The organism is Pseudomonas guariconensis (assembly GCF_015680235.1).
GTDB lineage: Bacteria > Pseudomonadota > Gammaproteobacteria > Pseudomonadales > Pseudomonadaceae > Aquipseudomonas > Aquipseudomonas guariconensis_A.
Map to the genome: position 1 here is coordinate 1 of NZ_JADLJL010000039.1, position 14,148 is coordinate 14,148.

The following is a 14,148-nucleotide window of genomic DNA, read 5'->3' on the forward strand; positions in this document are numbered from 1 at the left end:
AAGAACATGCGGCTTGCGCCGCGTGTGGGAGGGGGCTGTTCCCGCGATCAAGGGCGATGCCCTTGCCACGCGACGGTGATATCGGGCCCGGCCCAATCGCGGGACAAGCCCGCTCCCACAAGGACCTGCACAATCAAATAGTTATGCGTTGTTCTATGAGAGCGGGGCTTGTGCCGCGATTGGGCTGCCAAGCAGCCCCCGGGAAAAAACCCGTCACAAACCCCACCGCCAAAACCCCCGCCACACACTCTTTTTCCATCCCAGACAAGCTGTTACTGTAGCCCGATCAAAGCCCAACGCCCCTGGATCGGATGCCGACTTGATACGTCCCCTCCTGCTGTCTCTCAGCCTGGCCTTGAGCTTTCCCGCAGTCGCGACGGTGAGCGAAAGCCACGGTTACGCGCAGTTCGGCACGCTCAAGTATCCAGCCACCTTCACCCATTTCGACTGGGTCAACCCGCAAGCGCCCAAGGGCGGTACCTTGCGGGCCATGGCATTCGGAACCTTCGACACCCTCAACCCCTATACCTTCAAGGGTTCAAGCCCGGTCAGCACGCCGAACTTCCTGCAATACGGCATCAACGAGCTGAACGAGCCGCTGATGGTCGGCACCGGCCAGTACGCCCCCTCTGGCGACGAGCCCACCTCCAGCTACGGCCTGATCGCCCGCTCGGTGGAGTACAGCGAGGATCGCAGCTGGGTGGTGTTCAACCTGCGCCCGGAGGCACGCTTCCACGATGGCCACCCGATCACCTCGGCAGACGTGGCGTTCTCCTACCGCACCCTGCTCAAGGAAGGCCACCCGATGTACCGCACCAACCTGCAGGAAGTGCGACGGGTGGACATCCTCGGCCCCAAGCGCATCCGCTTCGTGTTCAAACGCGCCGGCAACCCGTTGCTGATCCTGCGCCTGGGCGAAATGCCGGTGCTGCCCAAGCACTACTGGAAAGGCCGCGACTTCAAGGCCACCACCTTCGAGCCGCCACTGGGCAGCGGCCCCTACCGCATCACCCAGGTGGAGCCTGGCCGGCGCCTGGTGTTCGAGCGGGTGAAGAACTACTGGGGCAAGGACCTGGCGGTCAATCGCGGCAAGTACAACTTCGACCGCGTCGAGTACGAGTTCTACCGTGACGCCACGGTGGCCTTCGAAGCGTTCAAGGCCGGCGAGTTCGACATCTATATCGAGCACCAGGCCAAGAACTGGGCCAACGGCTACAACTTCCCGGCCATCCGCCGGGGTGATGTGATCAAGGCGCAGATCCCGCACCGCATCCCCACCCAGACCCAGGGGCTGTTCATGAACAGCCGCCGGGCAGCCTTCAGCGACCCACGGGTGCGTCAGGCCCTAGGGTTGATGCTCGACTTCGAATGGACCAACCGCGCCCTGTTCAGCAGCGCCTACCGCCGTTCGACCAGTTACTACCCCAACAGCGAGTTCGCGGCCACCGGCTTGCCCACCGGCAAGGAATGGTTGCTGCTGGCACCGTTCCGTGACGAGCTGCCGGCCAAGCTGTTCACCCAGCCCTACAGCGTCAGCCACACCGACGGCCGCGGCATCGACCGCAAGACCTTGCGCCAGGCCTTGGAGCTGTTCGCCAAGGCCGGCTGGAAACTCGACGGCCAACGCCTGGTCAACGCCAAGGGCCAACAGTTCCGTTTGGAGCTGCTGCTGGTCAACCCGAACCTGGAACGCATCCTCCAACCCTACGTGGAGAACCTGGCCAACATGGGCATCGACGCGCGCCTGCGCACGGTTGATCGCGCCCAGTACAAGCAGCGTCTGGACCAGTTCGACTTCGACATGATCCTCATGACCCTGGCCCAGACCTTGAGCCCGGGCCTGGAACAATGGCTGTACTTCCATTCCAGCCAAGCCTCGGTCAAGGGCAGCAAGAACTACGCAGGGGTGAAGGACCCGGTGGTCGACCACCTACTCGACACCCTGCTCGCCGCCCGCACCCGTGACGACCAGGTCGCCGCTGCCCGCGCCCTGGACCGGGTGCTGTCGTGGCAGTACTACATGATCCCCAACTGGTATCTCGACAATCACCGCCTGGCCTACCGCAACCGGTTCGCCTTCGTCGCCACGCCGCCCTATACCCTGGGCCTGAACAGCTGGTGGCTCAAGACCTCGGAGAAAGCCCAATGATGCCAACGCACCCTTTGCGCCGGCTGGCCGGCAGCCTGCTGCTGGCCTGCCTGAGCCTCCCGGCGATGGCCGCACCGCAACACGCCCTGACCCTGTACGACGAGCCGCCCAAGTACCCGGCCGACTTCAAGCACTTCGACTACGTCAACCCCGATGCGCCCAAGGGCGGCACCTTCCGCCAATCCAGCTTCGGCAGCTTCGACAGCCTCAACCCCTTCATCAACAAGGGCGTGCCGGCCGACGACGTGAGCATCATCTACGACACCCTGATGCGCCAGAGCCTGGACGAACCCTTCACCGAATACGGCCTGGTCGCCGGCCAGATCGAGAAGGCCCCCGACAACAGCTGGGTGCGCTTCTACCTGCGCCCCGAAGCGCGCTTCCACGACGGCCACCCGATGCGTGCCGAGGACGTGGTGTTCACCTTCAACACCCTGATGAGCAAGGGCGCCCCACTGTTTCGCGGCTACTATGCCGACGTTGCCGAAGTGGTCGCCGAAGACCCACTGCGCGTCCTGTTCAAGTTCAAGCACAAGAACAACCGCGAGCTGCCGCTGATTCTCGGCCAGTTGCCGGTACTGCCCAAGCACTGGTGGCAAGGCCGTGATTTCGACCGTGGCAACCTGGAGATCCCGCTGGGCAGCGGCCCGTACAAGGTCGCCGAGGTCAAGGCCGGCCGCTCGGTGCGCTACGAGCGGGTCAAGGACTACTGGGCCAAGGATTTGCCGATCAACCGCGGCTACTACAACTTCGACCAGATGACCTACGATTCCTACCGCGACAACACTGTCGCCCTGGAAGCGCTCAAGGCCGGGCAGTTCGACTACTGGCTGGAAACCAGCGCGAAGAACTGGGCCACCGCCTACAACGTGCCCGCCGTGCAGGAAGGCCGGTTGGTCCGCGAGGAACTGGCCAACGGCAACCCCACCGGCATGCAGGGCTTCATCTTCAACCTGCGTCGCCCGGTGTTCCAGGACGTGCGCATCCGCCAAGCCCTGAGCCTGCTGCTGGACTACGAATGGACCAACAAGCAGCTGTTCAACGGCGCCTACACCCGCACCGGCAGCTACTTCGAGAACTCCGAGATGGCCGCCGAGGGCCTGCCGGGGCCCGATGAGCTGAAGATTCTCGAACCGCTGCGCGGCAAGATCCCCGAACAGGTCTTCACCGAGCCATTCCACAACCCGGTCAGCGACGGCAGCGGCATGATTCGCGACCAGCAACGCAAGGCCTACAAGCTGCTGCAGGAAGCCGGCTGGAAGATCGCCGACGACAAAATGGTCGATGCCCAGGGCAAGCCGGTGGTCATCGAGTTCCTGCTGGCCCAGACCGAGTTCGAGCGCATCCTGCTGCCGTTCAAGCGCAACCTCGCCGACCTCGGCATCGAGCTGAACATCCGCCGCGTCGATGTCTCGCAATACATCAACCGCCTGCGCTCGCGCGACTTCGACATGATCGTCGGCGGTTACCCGCAATCGAGCTCCCCGGGTAACGAGCAGCGCGAGTTCTGGAGCAGTGCCGCCGCCGACAACCCCGGCAGCCGCAACTTCATCGGCCTGCGCGACCCGGCCATCGACCAGCTGGTGGAGCAGTTGATCAACGCCGACTCGCGCCAGAGCCTGATCGCCCATACCCGTGCCCTGGACCGCGTGCTGCTGTGGGGCTACTACGTGATCCCCAACTGGCACATCAAGACCTGGCGCGTGGCCTACTGGAACCACATCGGCCACCCGAAGGTGTCGCCCAAGTACGACATCGGCATCAATACCTGGTGGATCAAGCCCGAAGTAACCCCAGCGGTGGCCGAGCCTGCCGCGCCGCAGGACGAGGCGAACTGACATGCTCGCCTACATCCTGCGCCGCCTGCTGCTGATCGTCCCGACCCTGTTCGGCATCCTGATCATCAACTTCATCATCGTCCAGGCCGCCCCCGGCGGCCCGGTGGAGCAGATGATCGCCAAGCTCGAAGGCTTCGAGGGCGCCACCAGCCGCATCGCCGGCGGCGGTGCCGAAGTGGCCGTGGCCGGCTCCAACTACCGCGGTGCCCAAGGCCTGGACCCGGCCCTGATCGCCGAGATCGAGCGCATGTATGGCTTCGACAAGTCGGCGCCTGAACGCTTGTGGATCATGATCAAGAACTACGCCCAGCTGGACTTCGGCGAGAGCTTCTTCCGCGATGCCAAGGTCATCGACCTGATCATCGAGAAGATGCCCGTGTCCATCTCGCTCGGGTTATGGAGCACGCTGATCATGTACTTGGTGTCGATCCCCCTGGGGGTCGCCAAGGCCGTGCGTCACGGCAGCCATTTCGACGTCTGGACCAGCTCGGCGATCATCGTCGGCTACGCCATCCCGGCGTTCCTGTTCGCCATCCTGCTGATCGTGCTGTTCGCCGGCGGCAGCTACTTCGACTGGTTCCCCCTGCGCGGCCTGACGTCCAACAACTTCGACGAGCTTTCCACCACCGGCAAGGTCCTGGATTATTTCTGGCACCTGGTGTTGCCGATCACCGCGCTGGTCATCGGCAACTTCGCCACCATGACCCTGCTGACCAAGAACAGCTTCCTCGACGAAATCAACAAGCAGTACGTCATCACCGCCAAGGCCAAGGGCCTGAGCCGGCCACGGGTGCTGTACGGCCATGTGTTCCGCAATGCCATGCTGCTGGTGATCGCGGGCTTTCCTTCGGCATTCATCGGCATCTTCTTCACAGGGTCCCTGCTCATCGAGGTGATCTTCTCCCTCGACGGCCTGGGTCTGATGAGCTTCGAGGCGGCGATCAACCGCGACTACCCGGTGGTTTTCGGCACCCTGTTCATCTTCACCCTGCTGGGGCTGGTGGTGAAGCTGATCGGCGACCTGACCTACACCCTGGTCGACCCCCGCATCGACTTCGCCAGCCGGGAGCAATGACATGGCACTCTCCCCTCTCAATCGCCGGCGCTTCGAGCGCTTCAAGGCCAACCGCCGCGGCTGGTGGTCGCTGTGGATCTTCATCGTGCTGTTCGGCCTGAGCCTGGGCGCCGAGCTGATCGCCAATGACAAGCCCATCGCCGTGCGCTACGACGGCCAATGGTACTTCCCGGCCTTCAAGCGCTACCCGGAGACCACCTTCGGCGGCGAGTTCCCCCTGGAGGCCAACTACAAGAGCCCCTACATCCGCGAGCTGCTGGCCACGAAGGACAGCTTCGTGCTGTGGGCACCGATCCCGTTCAGCTACCAGAGCATCAACTACGACCTCAAGGTCCCGGCCCCCGCCCCGCCTTCGGCGGACAACTGGCTGGGCACCGACGACCAGGGCCGCGACGTGCTGGCGCGGGTGATCTATGGCTTCCGTGTGTCGGTGCTGTTCGCCCTGACGCTCACCGTGCTCAGTTCCATCGTCGGCGTGATCGCCGGTGCCCTGCAGGGCTATTACGGCGGCTGGGTGGACCTGGCCGGCCAGCGTTTCCTGGAAATCTGGTCGGGCCTGCCGGTGCTGTACCTGCTGATCATCCTCGCAAGCTTCGTGCAGCCCAACTTCTGGTGGTTGCTGGGCATCATGCTGCTGTTCTCCTGGATGAGCCTGGTGGATGTGGTGCGCGCCGAGTTCCTGCGCGGGCGCAACCTCGAGTACGTGCGCGCCGCCCGCGCCCTGGGCATGCGCAACGGCGCGATCATGTACCGGCACATTCTGCCCAATGCCATGATCTCCACCATGACCTTCATGCCGTTCATCCTCACCGGGGCCATCGGCACCCTCACCGCCTTGGACTTCCTCGGCTTCGGCCTGCCGCCCGGCGCGCCCTCGCTGGGCGAGCTGGTGGCCCAGGGCAAGTCCAACCTGCAGGCGCCGTGGCTCGGCATCAGTGCCTTCGCCGTACTGGCGATCATGCTGAGCCTGCTGGTGTTCATCGGCGAATCCGCCCGCGATGCCTTCGACCCGAGGAAATGACATGAGCGAACAGAACCTGATCGAAGTGCGTGACCTGGCGGTGGAGTTCGTGACCGGCGAGCAGGTCAACCGTGTGGTCGATGGCATCAGCTTCGATATCCGCAAGGGCGAGACCCTGGCGCTGGTCGGCGAGAGCGGGTCGGGCAAATCCGTCACCGCCCATTCCATCCTGCGGCTGCTGCCCTACCCCCTGGCCCGACACCCCAACGGCAGCATCCGCTATGGCGACAAGGACCTGCTGCGACTGGGCGAAAAACCCATGCAACGCATTCGTGGCGACCGCATCGCGATGATCTTCCAGGAACCGATGACCTCGCTGAACCCGCTGCACACCATCGAGAAGCAGATCAACGAGATTCTCCTGCTGCACAAGGGCCTGACCGGCAAGCAAGCCACCGCGCGGACCCTCGAGCTGCTGGAGATGGTCGGCATCCCCGAGCCGCACAAACGCCTCAAGGCCCTGCCCCACGAGCTGTCCGGCGGCCAGCGCCAGCGCGTGATGATCGCCATGGCGTTGGCCAACGAGCCGGAGCTGTTGATCGCCGACGAGCCCACCACCGCGCTCGATGTGACCGTGCAGCTGAAGATCCTCGACCTGCTCAAGGAGCTGCAGGCGCGGCTGGGGATGGCCCTGCTGCTGATCAGCCATGACCTGAACCTGGTGCGGCGCGTTGCCCATCGGGTGTGCGTGATGCAGTGCGGGAAGATCGTCGAACAGGCCGATTGCGCGACCCTGTTCCGCTCGCCACAGCATCACTACACCAAGATGCTGATCAATGCCGAGCCCAGTGGCGCGCCAGCGGATAACCCGGTGGGCTCGCCGTTGCTGGAGGTCGAGGACCTACGTGTGTGGTTCCCGATCAAGAAAGGCCTGCTGCGGCGCACCGTCGACCATGTCAAAGCCGTGGACGGCATCGACTTCAGCCTGCCCCAGGGGCAGACCCTCGGTATCGTGGGTGAAAGCGGTTCGGGCAAGTCCACCCTGGGCCTTGCCATCCTTCGCCTGATCGCCAGCCGCGGCGGCATCCGCTTCCACGGTCAGAACCTCGAAGGCCTCAGCCAGAAGGACGTACGGCCGCTACGGCGGGAAATGCAGGTGGTCTTCCAGGACCCCTTCGGCAGCCTCAGCCCGCGCATGTGCGTGGCCGATATCGTCGGCGAAGGCTTGCGGATTCACCGCATCGGCACGCCTGCCGAACAGGAAGCCGCGATCATTGCAGCGCTTGAGGAAGTGGGGCTGGACCCACGGACTCGGCATCGGTATCCGCATGAGTTCTCGGGTGGCCAGCGCCAACGTATCGCCATTGCCCGAGCGCTGGTATTGAAACCTGCGTTGATTCTGCTGGATGAGCCGACCTCGGCGCTGGACCGAACCGTGCAGCGGCAGGTGGTGGAACTGCTGCGCAACCTGCAGCACAAGTACAACCTGACCTACTTGTTCATCAGCCATGACCTGGCGGTGGTCAAGGCACTCAGTCACCAGTTGATGGTGATCAAGCATGGGCATGTGGTGGAACAAGGAGATGCGCAGGCGATCTTCCATGCCCCACAGCATCCGTACACGCGGCAGTTGTTGGAAGCGGCGTTTTTGGAGGCGGCCCCGGTTGCCTAGGGTGGTGTCGGAGCAGCAGGAATACCTACCTCAAGTGGGCGGCAGAATGCCGTGCGCCTCGAAGTATCGGCCCAAGGTGGAGGCTTGCCCCTCAGGATCAGCCAGCGCGACATAGCTGTCAGGCCGCAACAGATAAGTCGCGTCTCTGGCGAAACCGGCTTGCTCGTACGCACGCGCCCAAGGGAAGATATGCAACGGAATGCCGTGCATCGCGCACCATTGGGACACGCCTGCCTTGGCTTGACCATAAACATGCACTTGCCACTCAATGGTTGCCAGTGAATCGTAGTTGTCCGCAGTGCCCATGGGTAGCCAAGGCAGGCGATCACCGCCCTGAACCTCACCGACCCGGCCCTGGCTCAGCGGGCTGTCGCGATAATCGAGGGTGGTTTGCGAAACCACTCGGAACAGGTACTCACGGACGTTTTCGCTCCTGTACGCGACGCTCGCGAACATTGGCGCAATGCGAGTGCGTACAAAGTCGGCAATTGCGCCCTGAGTGGTAACAAAGGTGAACAGTTTGTCAGTGGTGTCCACCAGCGTGCGGGCGAATGCCTGGCGCTCGATCTGGTAGCTGTCGAGCAATGTATCGGGCGCCGTGCCTTTGACCACCGCAGCCAACTTCCACGCCAGATTGATCGCATCCAGGATACCGGTATTCATGCCCTGACCACCGGCCGGGCTATGGACATGCGCAGCATCGCCGAGCAGAAACGCTCTGCCACGGCGGAAATGGTCCGTGACACGATGATGAACACGGTAGGTGGAAAACCAGTTCACGTCGGTGATCTTAAGGTTCAACCCGTTGATCGCATCATGGCCAACGTCTGCGAACGTCAGCTGCTCAGGATGCTCGGCGCGCTCATCACGCACGGTGCCAATCAGGCGGTATTGGTCCTGTTCGCCATAGCACAACAGCAGCACAAAGTCGGATTTATCAAAAGCGATGTGTGCCTCACCCGCAGGCGCCATACCAGTGACCCTGACATCCGCAACATAGAAAAGCTGTTTGTAGGTCCCGCCCTCGAAACCGCTGCCGATCGCTTGCCGAATGCGCGACCGAGCGCCATCGCATCCTGCCAGGAAAGCCGCAGTGAAGGATTCTTCTCGCCCGTCAGCATGTTTCAGCAAAGCCGTGACATGGCCTTCTCCCTCATCGAAGGACAGCAGCTCGACCTGCCGCTCCACTTCCACGCCGAGCGACTGGAGCCGCTGCACCAGTAGGCGCTCATGGCGATCCTGGGGATAAATCAGCACAAAGGGGTACGCAGAAACCTCTCTGCCTGCATCGACCAAGGGGATACGCGCCCTGTGGCTGCCTCGTGCCCACATGTTCATGGCAGGGGTTTTATAGCCGGCATCTATCACGGCCTCGGCCATATCGAGCTGGCGATAGAGCTCTAGCGTGCGGGCCTGGACAGCCATGGCGCGAGAAGCCTCGCCTGGACCATTGGTCTTGTCGATGATTCGTACGGCGATGCCCTGCTTGGTGAGCCAAAGCGCAAGAACCAGCCCGGTTGGCCCCGCTCCAACAATGAGAACGTCGGTCTGCGCCATGAGCTCACCTCGGAAATGAAGGTTTCAGGAGTCATAGATGTGCCTGAAAGCGCGCAAAGTCAACGATTCATGAGCCTCGTTTTTCAACCCGAGGCTTGGGCTTTGGATCTCACGATTGGCATTCCGGGAGTGGCTTCTCTCGGCCTTTGCTGCAGCCATGAGCGGTGGTCCTACGAAACAAGGGGCGATTCAAGCATTGAGCAAGCCGCAATACCCATGGCAAACCGAAGAGACGACGCCACCACGCTCGTGCCGCGTCTTTTTTACGCCGAGGTTCGGCATCGGAGCTTGGTGAAATCGCCCGTCACTGTCGATTGGACCTTTTGCCCGAAGGTGTTTACGAGACGAGGGGCTGTTCAGATTTCGCTGTCCTGGATGACTGACTCATAAAATGAAATTGTCCTATCTCGTCACTCGCAGCGCCTCCAGCACCAAAGAGAAAGCTGGGGATGGCTGCCTGCGACTTGGGTAATAGAGGTAAAACCCGGGAAATGCGGGGCACCAATCATCCAAAACACGCACTAGGCTACCGTTTTGAATGTGAGGAGCGAACTCTTCCTCGGGCAGCCAAGCGACCCCCAACCCCGCCAACGCCGCGTCCACGATGTTAGGGGAGGTATTGAACACCAATTGCCCTTCTACTCGGACGTTGACCTGTTTGTCTTTGCGTTGGAAGTCCCAAACATACAACCCACCACCGGACTGCATGCGCATGTTGATGCAGTTATGGCCGAGCAAGTCATTCGGTTTGCGTGGCTTCGGGTGCAGGGAGAAATAGGCGGGTGACGCTACAACGGCCATGCGCACGGGCGGGCCAATGGGCATCGCAATCATGTCCTTGTCAATGGTATCGCCCAGGCGCACACCGGCATCGAATCGATCGGCCACGATATCGCGGAAACCATAATTGATGTCGAACTCCACCTTAATGTCTGGATATTCGAAAAGCAGCGGCGTGAGCTTGGGAAGCAACAATGTCCTCTGGATGTGATCTCCGCAGGTAATCCGGACCGTTCCTGTGGGCTTGTCGCGCAACGCAGACAATTCATCCAGCTCAGCCTCGATCTCATCGAACCGATTACCGATTGCATTGAGCAGGCGCTCACCCGCTGCTGTGGGCGAAACGCTGCGTGTAGTGCGGGTAAGTAAACGTATTTGCAGCCGCGCCTCTAGCCCGCTGATCGCCTGGCTCAGGGCGGATTGAGTCACACCTAGCTGGGCAGCCGCGCGCGTGAAGGTGCCTTCACGCGCGACCGTCACGAACGATAGAAGGTCATTGAGGTTACGTTTGATCATGACCTTAGTCTCGCATGATTAATTTATTAGTAAAGCTAATAACCTTGTTCAGTATTGATTAGCTAGTTATGCGGTATGGCATGCCTGAAAATTCATGGCTTCGCGGAGCGATCCGCAACGACCAGGTTATGCAATGACTGTCAGTACCCTCAACCACACCAGTGAGTCCTCTGCCCAATCCAGCTCTTGGAGCGGCGTTCTAGCAATATCCGTGTGCGCATTCGCTCTGGTAGCTTCAGAGTTCTTGCCAGTGAGCCTGCTGACCTCTATCTCCAACGACCTCGGCATCACCGAAGGCATGGCAGGTCAAGGCATAGCTATTTCCGGCGCCTTCGCCGTGATCACCAGCCTTTTCATTTCCTCTCTGGCTGGCAGCTTGGACCGCAAAAAACTGTTGCTGTGGCTAACGACAGCCATGGGTGTGTCGGGCGCAATTGTAGCGCTGGCACCTTCCTACTGGATCTACATGCTGGGCCGGGCATTGATCGGAGTCGTGATCGGTGGATTCTGGTCGATGTCAGCAGCTACAGCCATGCGTCTGGTTTCCAGTCACGACGTGCCGCGAGCACTGGCGCTGGTGAACGGTGGGAACGCACTCGCTACGGTTATTGCTGCCCCGCTGGGCGCCTGGCTCGGCACGCTTATAGGTTGGCGTGGTGCTTTTCTGTGTCTAGTGCCGATTGCCCTGGCTGCACTTGCATGGCAATGGAAAACCTTGCCGTTAATGCAGGTTACCGCTCCGGCCTCAGGACAGGCCAACGTGTTCAAGGTTTTCACGCTGCTCAAACGCCCCGGAGTTCCGGTTGGTATGCTGGCCAGCGGCTTACTATTCATGGGGCAATTCGCCCTGTTCACCTACGTGCGGCCGTTTCTGGAGACCGTTACGGGTGTGCACGGCGGTGGCGTTTCCTTCGTCCTGCTTGTGATCGGCACTGCCGGCTTCATCGGCACCCTTGTTATTGGCCGAGTTCTCCAACATCGCCTTTACGAAACGCTGACGGTCATCCCGTTTTTGATGTGCCTGATTGCCGTCACATTGGTGACACTCGGGGACCAGGTGGCCATGGTCATCGCTTTGCTCGGGTTGTGGGGGCTGACCGGTACCTCGGCACCGGTGGGTTGGTGGGCGTGGATAGCTCGAGTTTTCCCCAACGATGCAGAAGCAGGGGGAGGCCTTTTTGTCGCCGTAGTCCAGCTCTCGATAGCCTTGGGCTCCACGCTGGGCGGGCTCTTGTTCGACCAACAAGGTTACGCGAGCACTTTCCTCATGAGCGCCTCAGTCTTGATGGTTTCGGCGGTCTTGACCCTTATCACCGCACGTTTGAAGAACGCGGCCGGTTAACGCCCCCCAAAAAAGGGTCGTGCCCGGTCATCGCTCTTTGCATGTATCGAGTTTCAGGAGAACGCCATGAACATCAAGCAACGCAATCGTCACCAGCGCAGCAATGGGCTTTTTCCAATGCTAGTACTCGCGGGCGCGCTGACGGCGCTGCTCGGCTGCCAAGCCACTACCCCTGCCACCTCCGCGACCAACCCTGGAGCCAAGACAATGCAACTGCAATTGACGCAGGAATGGGACAAAACCTTCCCCCAAAGTGCAAAGGTTGATCATCGCAAAGTCACCTTTCCTAATCGCTACGGCATCACGCTGGCAGCCGACGTCTACGTGCCCAAAGAGCGCCCCCACGCGCGGCTGCCGGCGGTGGTGGTCAGCGGTCCATTCGGCGCGGTAAAGGAGCAGTCCTCTGGGCTGTATGCACAAACCTTGGCTGAACGCGGTTTTGTCACGCTGGCGTTCGACCCGTCGTACACCGGAGAAAGTGGTGGTCAGCCGCGCAATGTGGCATCGCCGGATATCAATACTGAGGATTTCAGCGCCGCCGTGGACGCTATAGGCTTGCTGCCGGAAGTTGATCGCGAGCGGATAGGCGTCATCGGTATTTGCGGATGGGGTGGCATGGCACTTAACGCTGCAGCCGTAGACAAGCGAGTCAAAGCCGTGGTGACCAGCACCATGTACGACATGACGCGAGTTATGTCCAAGGGCTACAACGACAGCGTGACACTCGAGCAGCGTACGCAGACGCTGGAGCGACTCAGTCAGCAGCGCTGGGTCGATGCGCAGAGCGGAGCGCCTGGCTATCAGCCACCCTACAACGTGCTCAAAGGCGGAGAGGCACAGTTTCTCGTCGACTACCACGATTACTACATGACGTCCCGCGGCTACCATCCTCGGGCGGTCAACTCCGGTAATGCCTGGACAATGACGACACCACTGTCATTCATGAACATGCCTCTGCTGACCTACATCAAGGAAATCTCGCCGCGCCCCATCCTCTTCATCCACGGGGAAAAAGCCCATTCCCGTTATTTCAGCGAGACCGCATTCGCAGCGGCGGCAGAACCCAAGGAGCTCTTGATCGTTCCTGGGGCAAGCCACGTAGATCTGTACGACCGCCCTGACAAGATTCCTTTCGATCGTATTGCCCGGTTCTTCGCTAACAACCTGAAGTAACGGGGGCGAATGCCGCCGAGACGCCCTTGTCGGTACGAGCGGCGAACGCGAAATCACAAATATCCGACCTGCGTGGTCACAGGAGCTAAATGCGATGATGTACTCGCATCTGGGCCGAACCGGCCTCAAAGTCAGCCGTATCGGGCTTGGCACCATGAACTTCGGCGAATTGACCGACGAAAAGACCAGCTTTGCAATCATGAATGAGGCTGTTGACGCCGGCATCAACTTCTTCGACACCGCCGATGTGTACGGTGGGCCACAGTCACCGGATATGGCCAAGGGTTATGGCCTATCCGAAGAAATCATCGGTAACTGGCTTGACCAGGACCCGTCGCGACGCGACAAGATCGTGCTGGCGACCAAGGTGTACCAGCCGATGGATATTGGCCCCAACGACAAGTACCTGTCGGCCTATCACATTCGCCGTGCCTGCGAAGCTAGCCTGAAGCGCCTGAAGACTGACCACATTGATCTCTACCAGATGCACCATGTTGACCGTGCAACGCCCTGGGAAGAAATCTGGCAGGCAATGGAGCAGTTGATCCGTGAAGGCAAGATCACCTACGTCGGCAGCAGCAACTTTGCTGGTTGGGACATTGCCACCGCCCAGTGCGTGGCAGATGCGCGCAACCTGTTGGGGCTTGCCTCGGAGCAAAGTCTGTACAACCTCACCCAACGCACCATCGAACTTGAAGTGATCCCGGCGCTGCGCTACTTCGGGATCGGGCTGATTCCCTGGAGCCCGATCGGTATGGGGCTGCTGGGGGGCGTTTTGCGCAAGATCGCTGGGGGCCGTCGAGCGACGCCTCACTTGCAGCAGAGGATCGAGTTGCTCCGGCCACAACTGGAGGCCTATGAAACGCTATGCGAAGAATTGGGTGCGGCGCCGGCTGATGTGGCACTCGCCTGGCTCCTTCAAAATCCAGTGGTAACCGCAGCGCTCAGTGGGCCTCGGACTACCGTGCAATTACGGGAGAATCTCAAGGCACTTGAGCTGAAACTATCGGCTTCAACCCTGTCGAAGCTGGATTCGATCTGGCCCGGCCCTGGCGGCGAAGCCCCTCAGGCGTATGCCTGGTAGA

At 61.1% G+C, this 14,148-nt stretch carries 10 protein-coding genes; 8 read left to right on the forward strand and 2 right to left on the reverse strand.

What is annotated here, in order from left to right; genetic code table 11:
* Positions 1-319 precede the first annotated feature (319 nt).
* Genes IRZ56_RS20190 through IRZ56_RS20210 form a run of 5 tightly spaced genes read left to right on the forward strand, consistent with a single transcriptional unit; the run spans position 320 to position 7,695 of the window.
* Positions 320-2,149, forward strand: coding sequence for an extracellular solute-binding protein (locus IRZ56_RS20190; RefSeq protein WP_196146562.1), 1,830 nt, complete (start codon positions 320-322; stop codon positions 2,147-2,149).
* Entirely contained in the window at positions 2,146-3,987 is a 1,842-nt protein-coding gene (locus IRZ56_RS20195) for an extracellular solute-binding protein (protein WP_196146563.1), read from the forward strand. The genes IRZ56_RS20190 and IRZ56_RS20195 overlap by 4 nt, the downstream gene beginning before the upstream one ends.
* Before the next feature lies 1 nt (position 3,988).
* On the forward strand, positions 3,989-5,062 hold the full coding sequence (locus tag IRZ56_RS20200; protein WP_196146564.1) for a microcin C ABC transporter permease YejB: 1,074 nt from the start codon (positions 3,989-3,991) through the stop codon (positions 5,060-5,062).
* Position 5,063: 1 nt separating this feature from the next.
* The gene (locus IRZ56_RS20205; RefSeq protein ID WP_196146565.1) at positions 5,064-6,083 is read left to right on the forward strand and encodes an ABC transporter permease; all 1,020 of its coding nucleotides are present in this window, start codon (positions 5,064-5,066) and stop codon (positions 6,081-6,083) included.
* A 1-nt stretch (position 6,084) separates the two neighbouring features.
* Entirely contained in the window at positions 6,085-7,695 is a 1,611-nt protein-coding gene (locus IRZ56_RS20210; protein WP_196146566.1) for an ABC transporter ATP-binding protein, read from the forward strand.
* Between the two features lie 30 nt (positions 7,696-7,725).
* Here the strand turns inward: IRZ56_RS20210 and IRZ56_RS20215 are convergent, their stop codons facing one another.
* Complete coding sequence (locus tag IRZ56_RS20215; protein WP_196146567.1) at positions 7,726-9,252, reverse strand: FAD-dependent monooxygenase; 1,527 nt, start codon at positions 9,250-9,252, stop codon at positions 7,726-7,728.
* Positions 9,253-9,654: 402 nt separating this feature from the next.
* The gene (locus tag IRZ56_RS20220; RefSeq protein ID WP_196146568.1) at positions 9,655-10,548 is read right to left on the reverse strand and encodes a LysR family transcriptional regulator; all 894 of its coding nucleotides are present in this window, start codon (positions 10,546-10,548) and stop codon (positions 9,655-9,657) included.
* 133 nt (positions 10,549-10,681) lie between these two features.
* On the opposite strand from IRZ56_RS20220, the gene IRZ56_RS20225 reads away from it, so the two are divergent.
* From IRZ56_RS20225 to IRZ56_RS20235, 3 genes are all read left to right on the forward strand, one after another.
* Positions 10,682-11,890: an MFS transporter gene (locus tag IRZ56_RS20225; RefSeq protein ID WP_196146569.1), complete on the forward strand. Its 1,209-nt coding sequence runs from the start codon at positions 10,682-10,684 to the stop codon at positions 11,888-11,890.
* 66 nt (positions 11,891-11,956) lie between these two features.
* Entirely contained in the window at positions 11,957-13,063 is a 1,107-nt protein-coding gene (locus IRZ56_RS20230; protein WP_196146570.1) for an alpha/beta hydrolase, read from the forward strand.
* A 94-nt stretch (positions 13,064-13,157) separates the two neighbouring features.
* Complete coding sequence (locus IRZ56_RS20235) at positions 13,158-14,147, forward strand: aldo/keto reductase (protein WP_196146571.1); 990 nt, start codon at positions 13,158-13,160, stop codon at positions 14,145-14,147.
* Position 14,148: the final 1 nt, after the last annotated feature.

Bases quoted from the DNA above. Each gene is read 5' to 3' on its own strand.
- IRZ56_RS20195 (WP_196146563.1), top strand. From the start codon at position 2,146: ATGATGCCAACGCACCCTTTGCGCCGGCTGGCCGGCAGCCTGCTGCTG.
- IRZ56_RS20200 (WP_196146564.1), top strand. From the start codon at position 3,989: ATGCTCGCCTACATCCTGCGCCGCCTGCTGCTGATCGTCCCGACCCTG.
- IRZ56_RS20205 (WP_196146565.1), top strand. From the start codon at position 5,064: ATGGCACTCTCCCCTCTCAATCGCCGGCGCTTCGAGCGCTTCAAGGCC.
- IRZ56_RS20210 (WP_196146566.1), top strand. From the start codon at position 6,085: ATGAGCGAACAGAACCTGATCGAAGTGCGTGACCTGGCGGTGGAGTTC.
- IRZ56_RS20215 (WP_196146567.1), bottom strand. From the start codon at position 9,252: ATGGCGCAGACCGACGTTCTCATTGTTGGAGCGGGGCCAACCGGGCTG.
- IRZ56_RS20220 (WP_196146568.1), bottom strand. From the start codon at position 10,548: ATGATCAAACGTAACCTCAATGACCTTCTATCGTTCGTGACGGTCGCG.
- IRZ56_RS20225 (WP_196146569.1), top strand. From the start codon at position 10,682: ATGACTGTCAGTACCCTCAACCACACCAGTGAGTCCTCTGCCCAATCC.
- IRZ56_RS20230 (WP_196146570.1), top strand. From the start codon at position 11,957: ATGAACATCAAGCAACGCAATCGTCACCAGCGCAGCAATGGGCTTTTT.
- IRZ56_RS20235 (WP_196146571.1), top strand. From the start codon at position 13,158: ATGATGTACTCGCATCTGGGCCGAACCGGCCTCAAAGTCAGCCGTATC.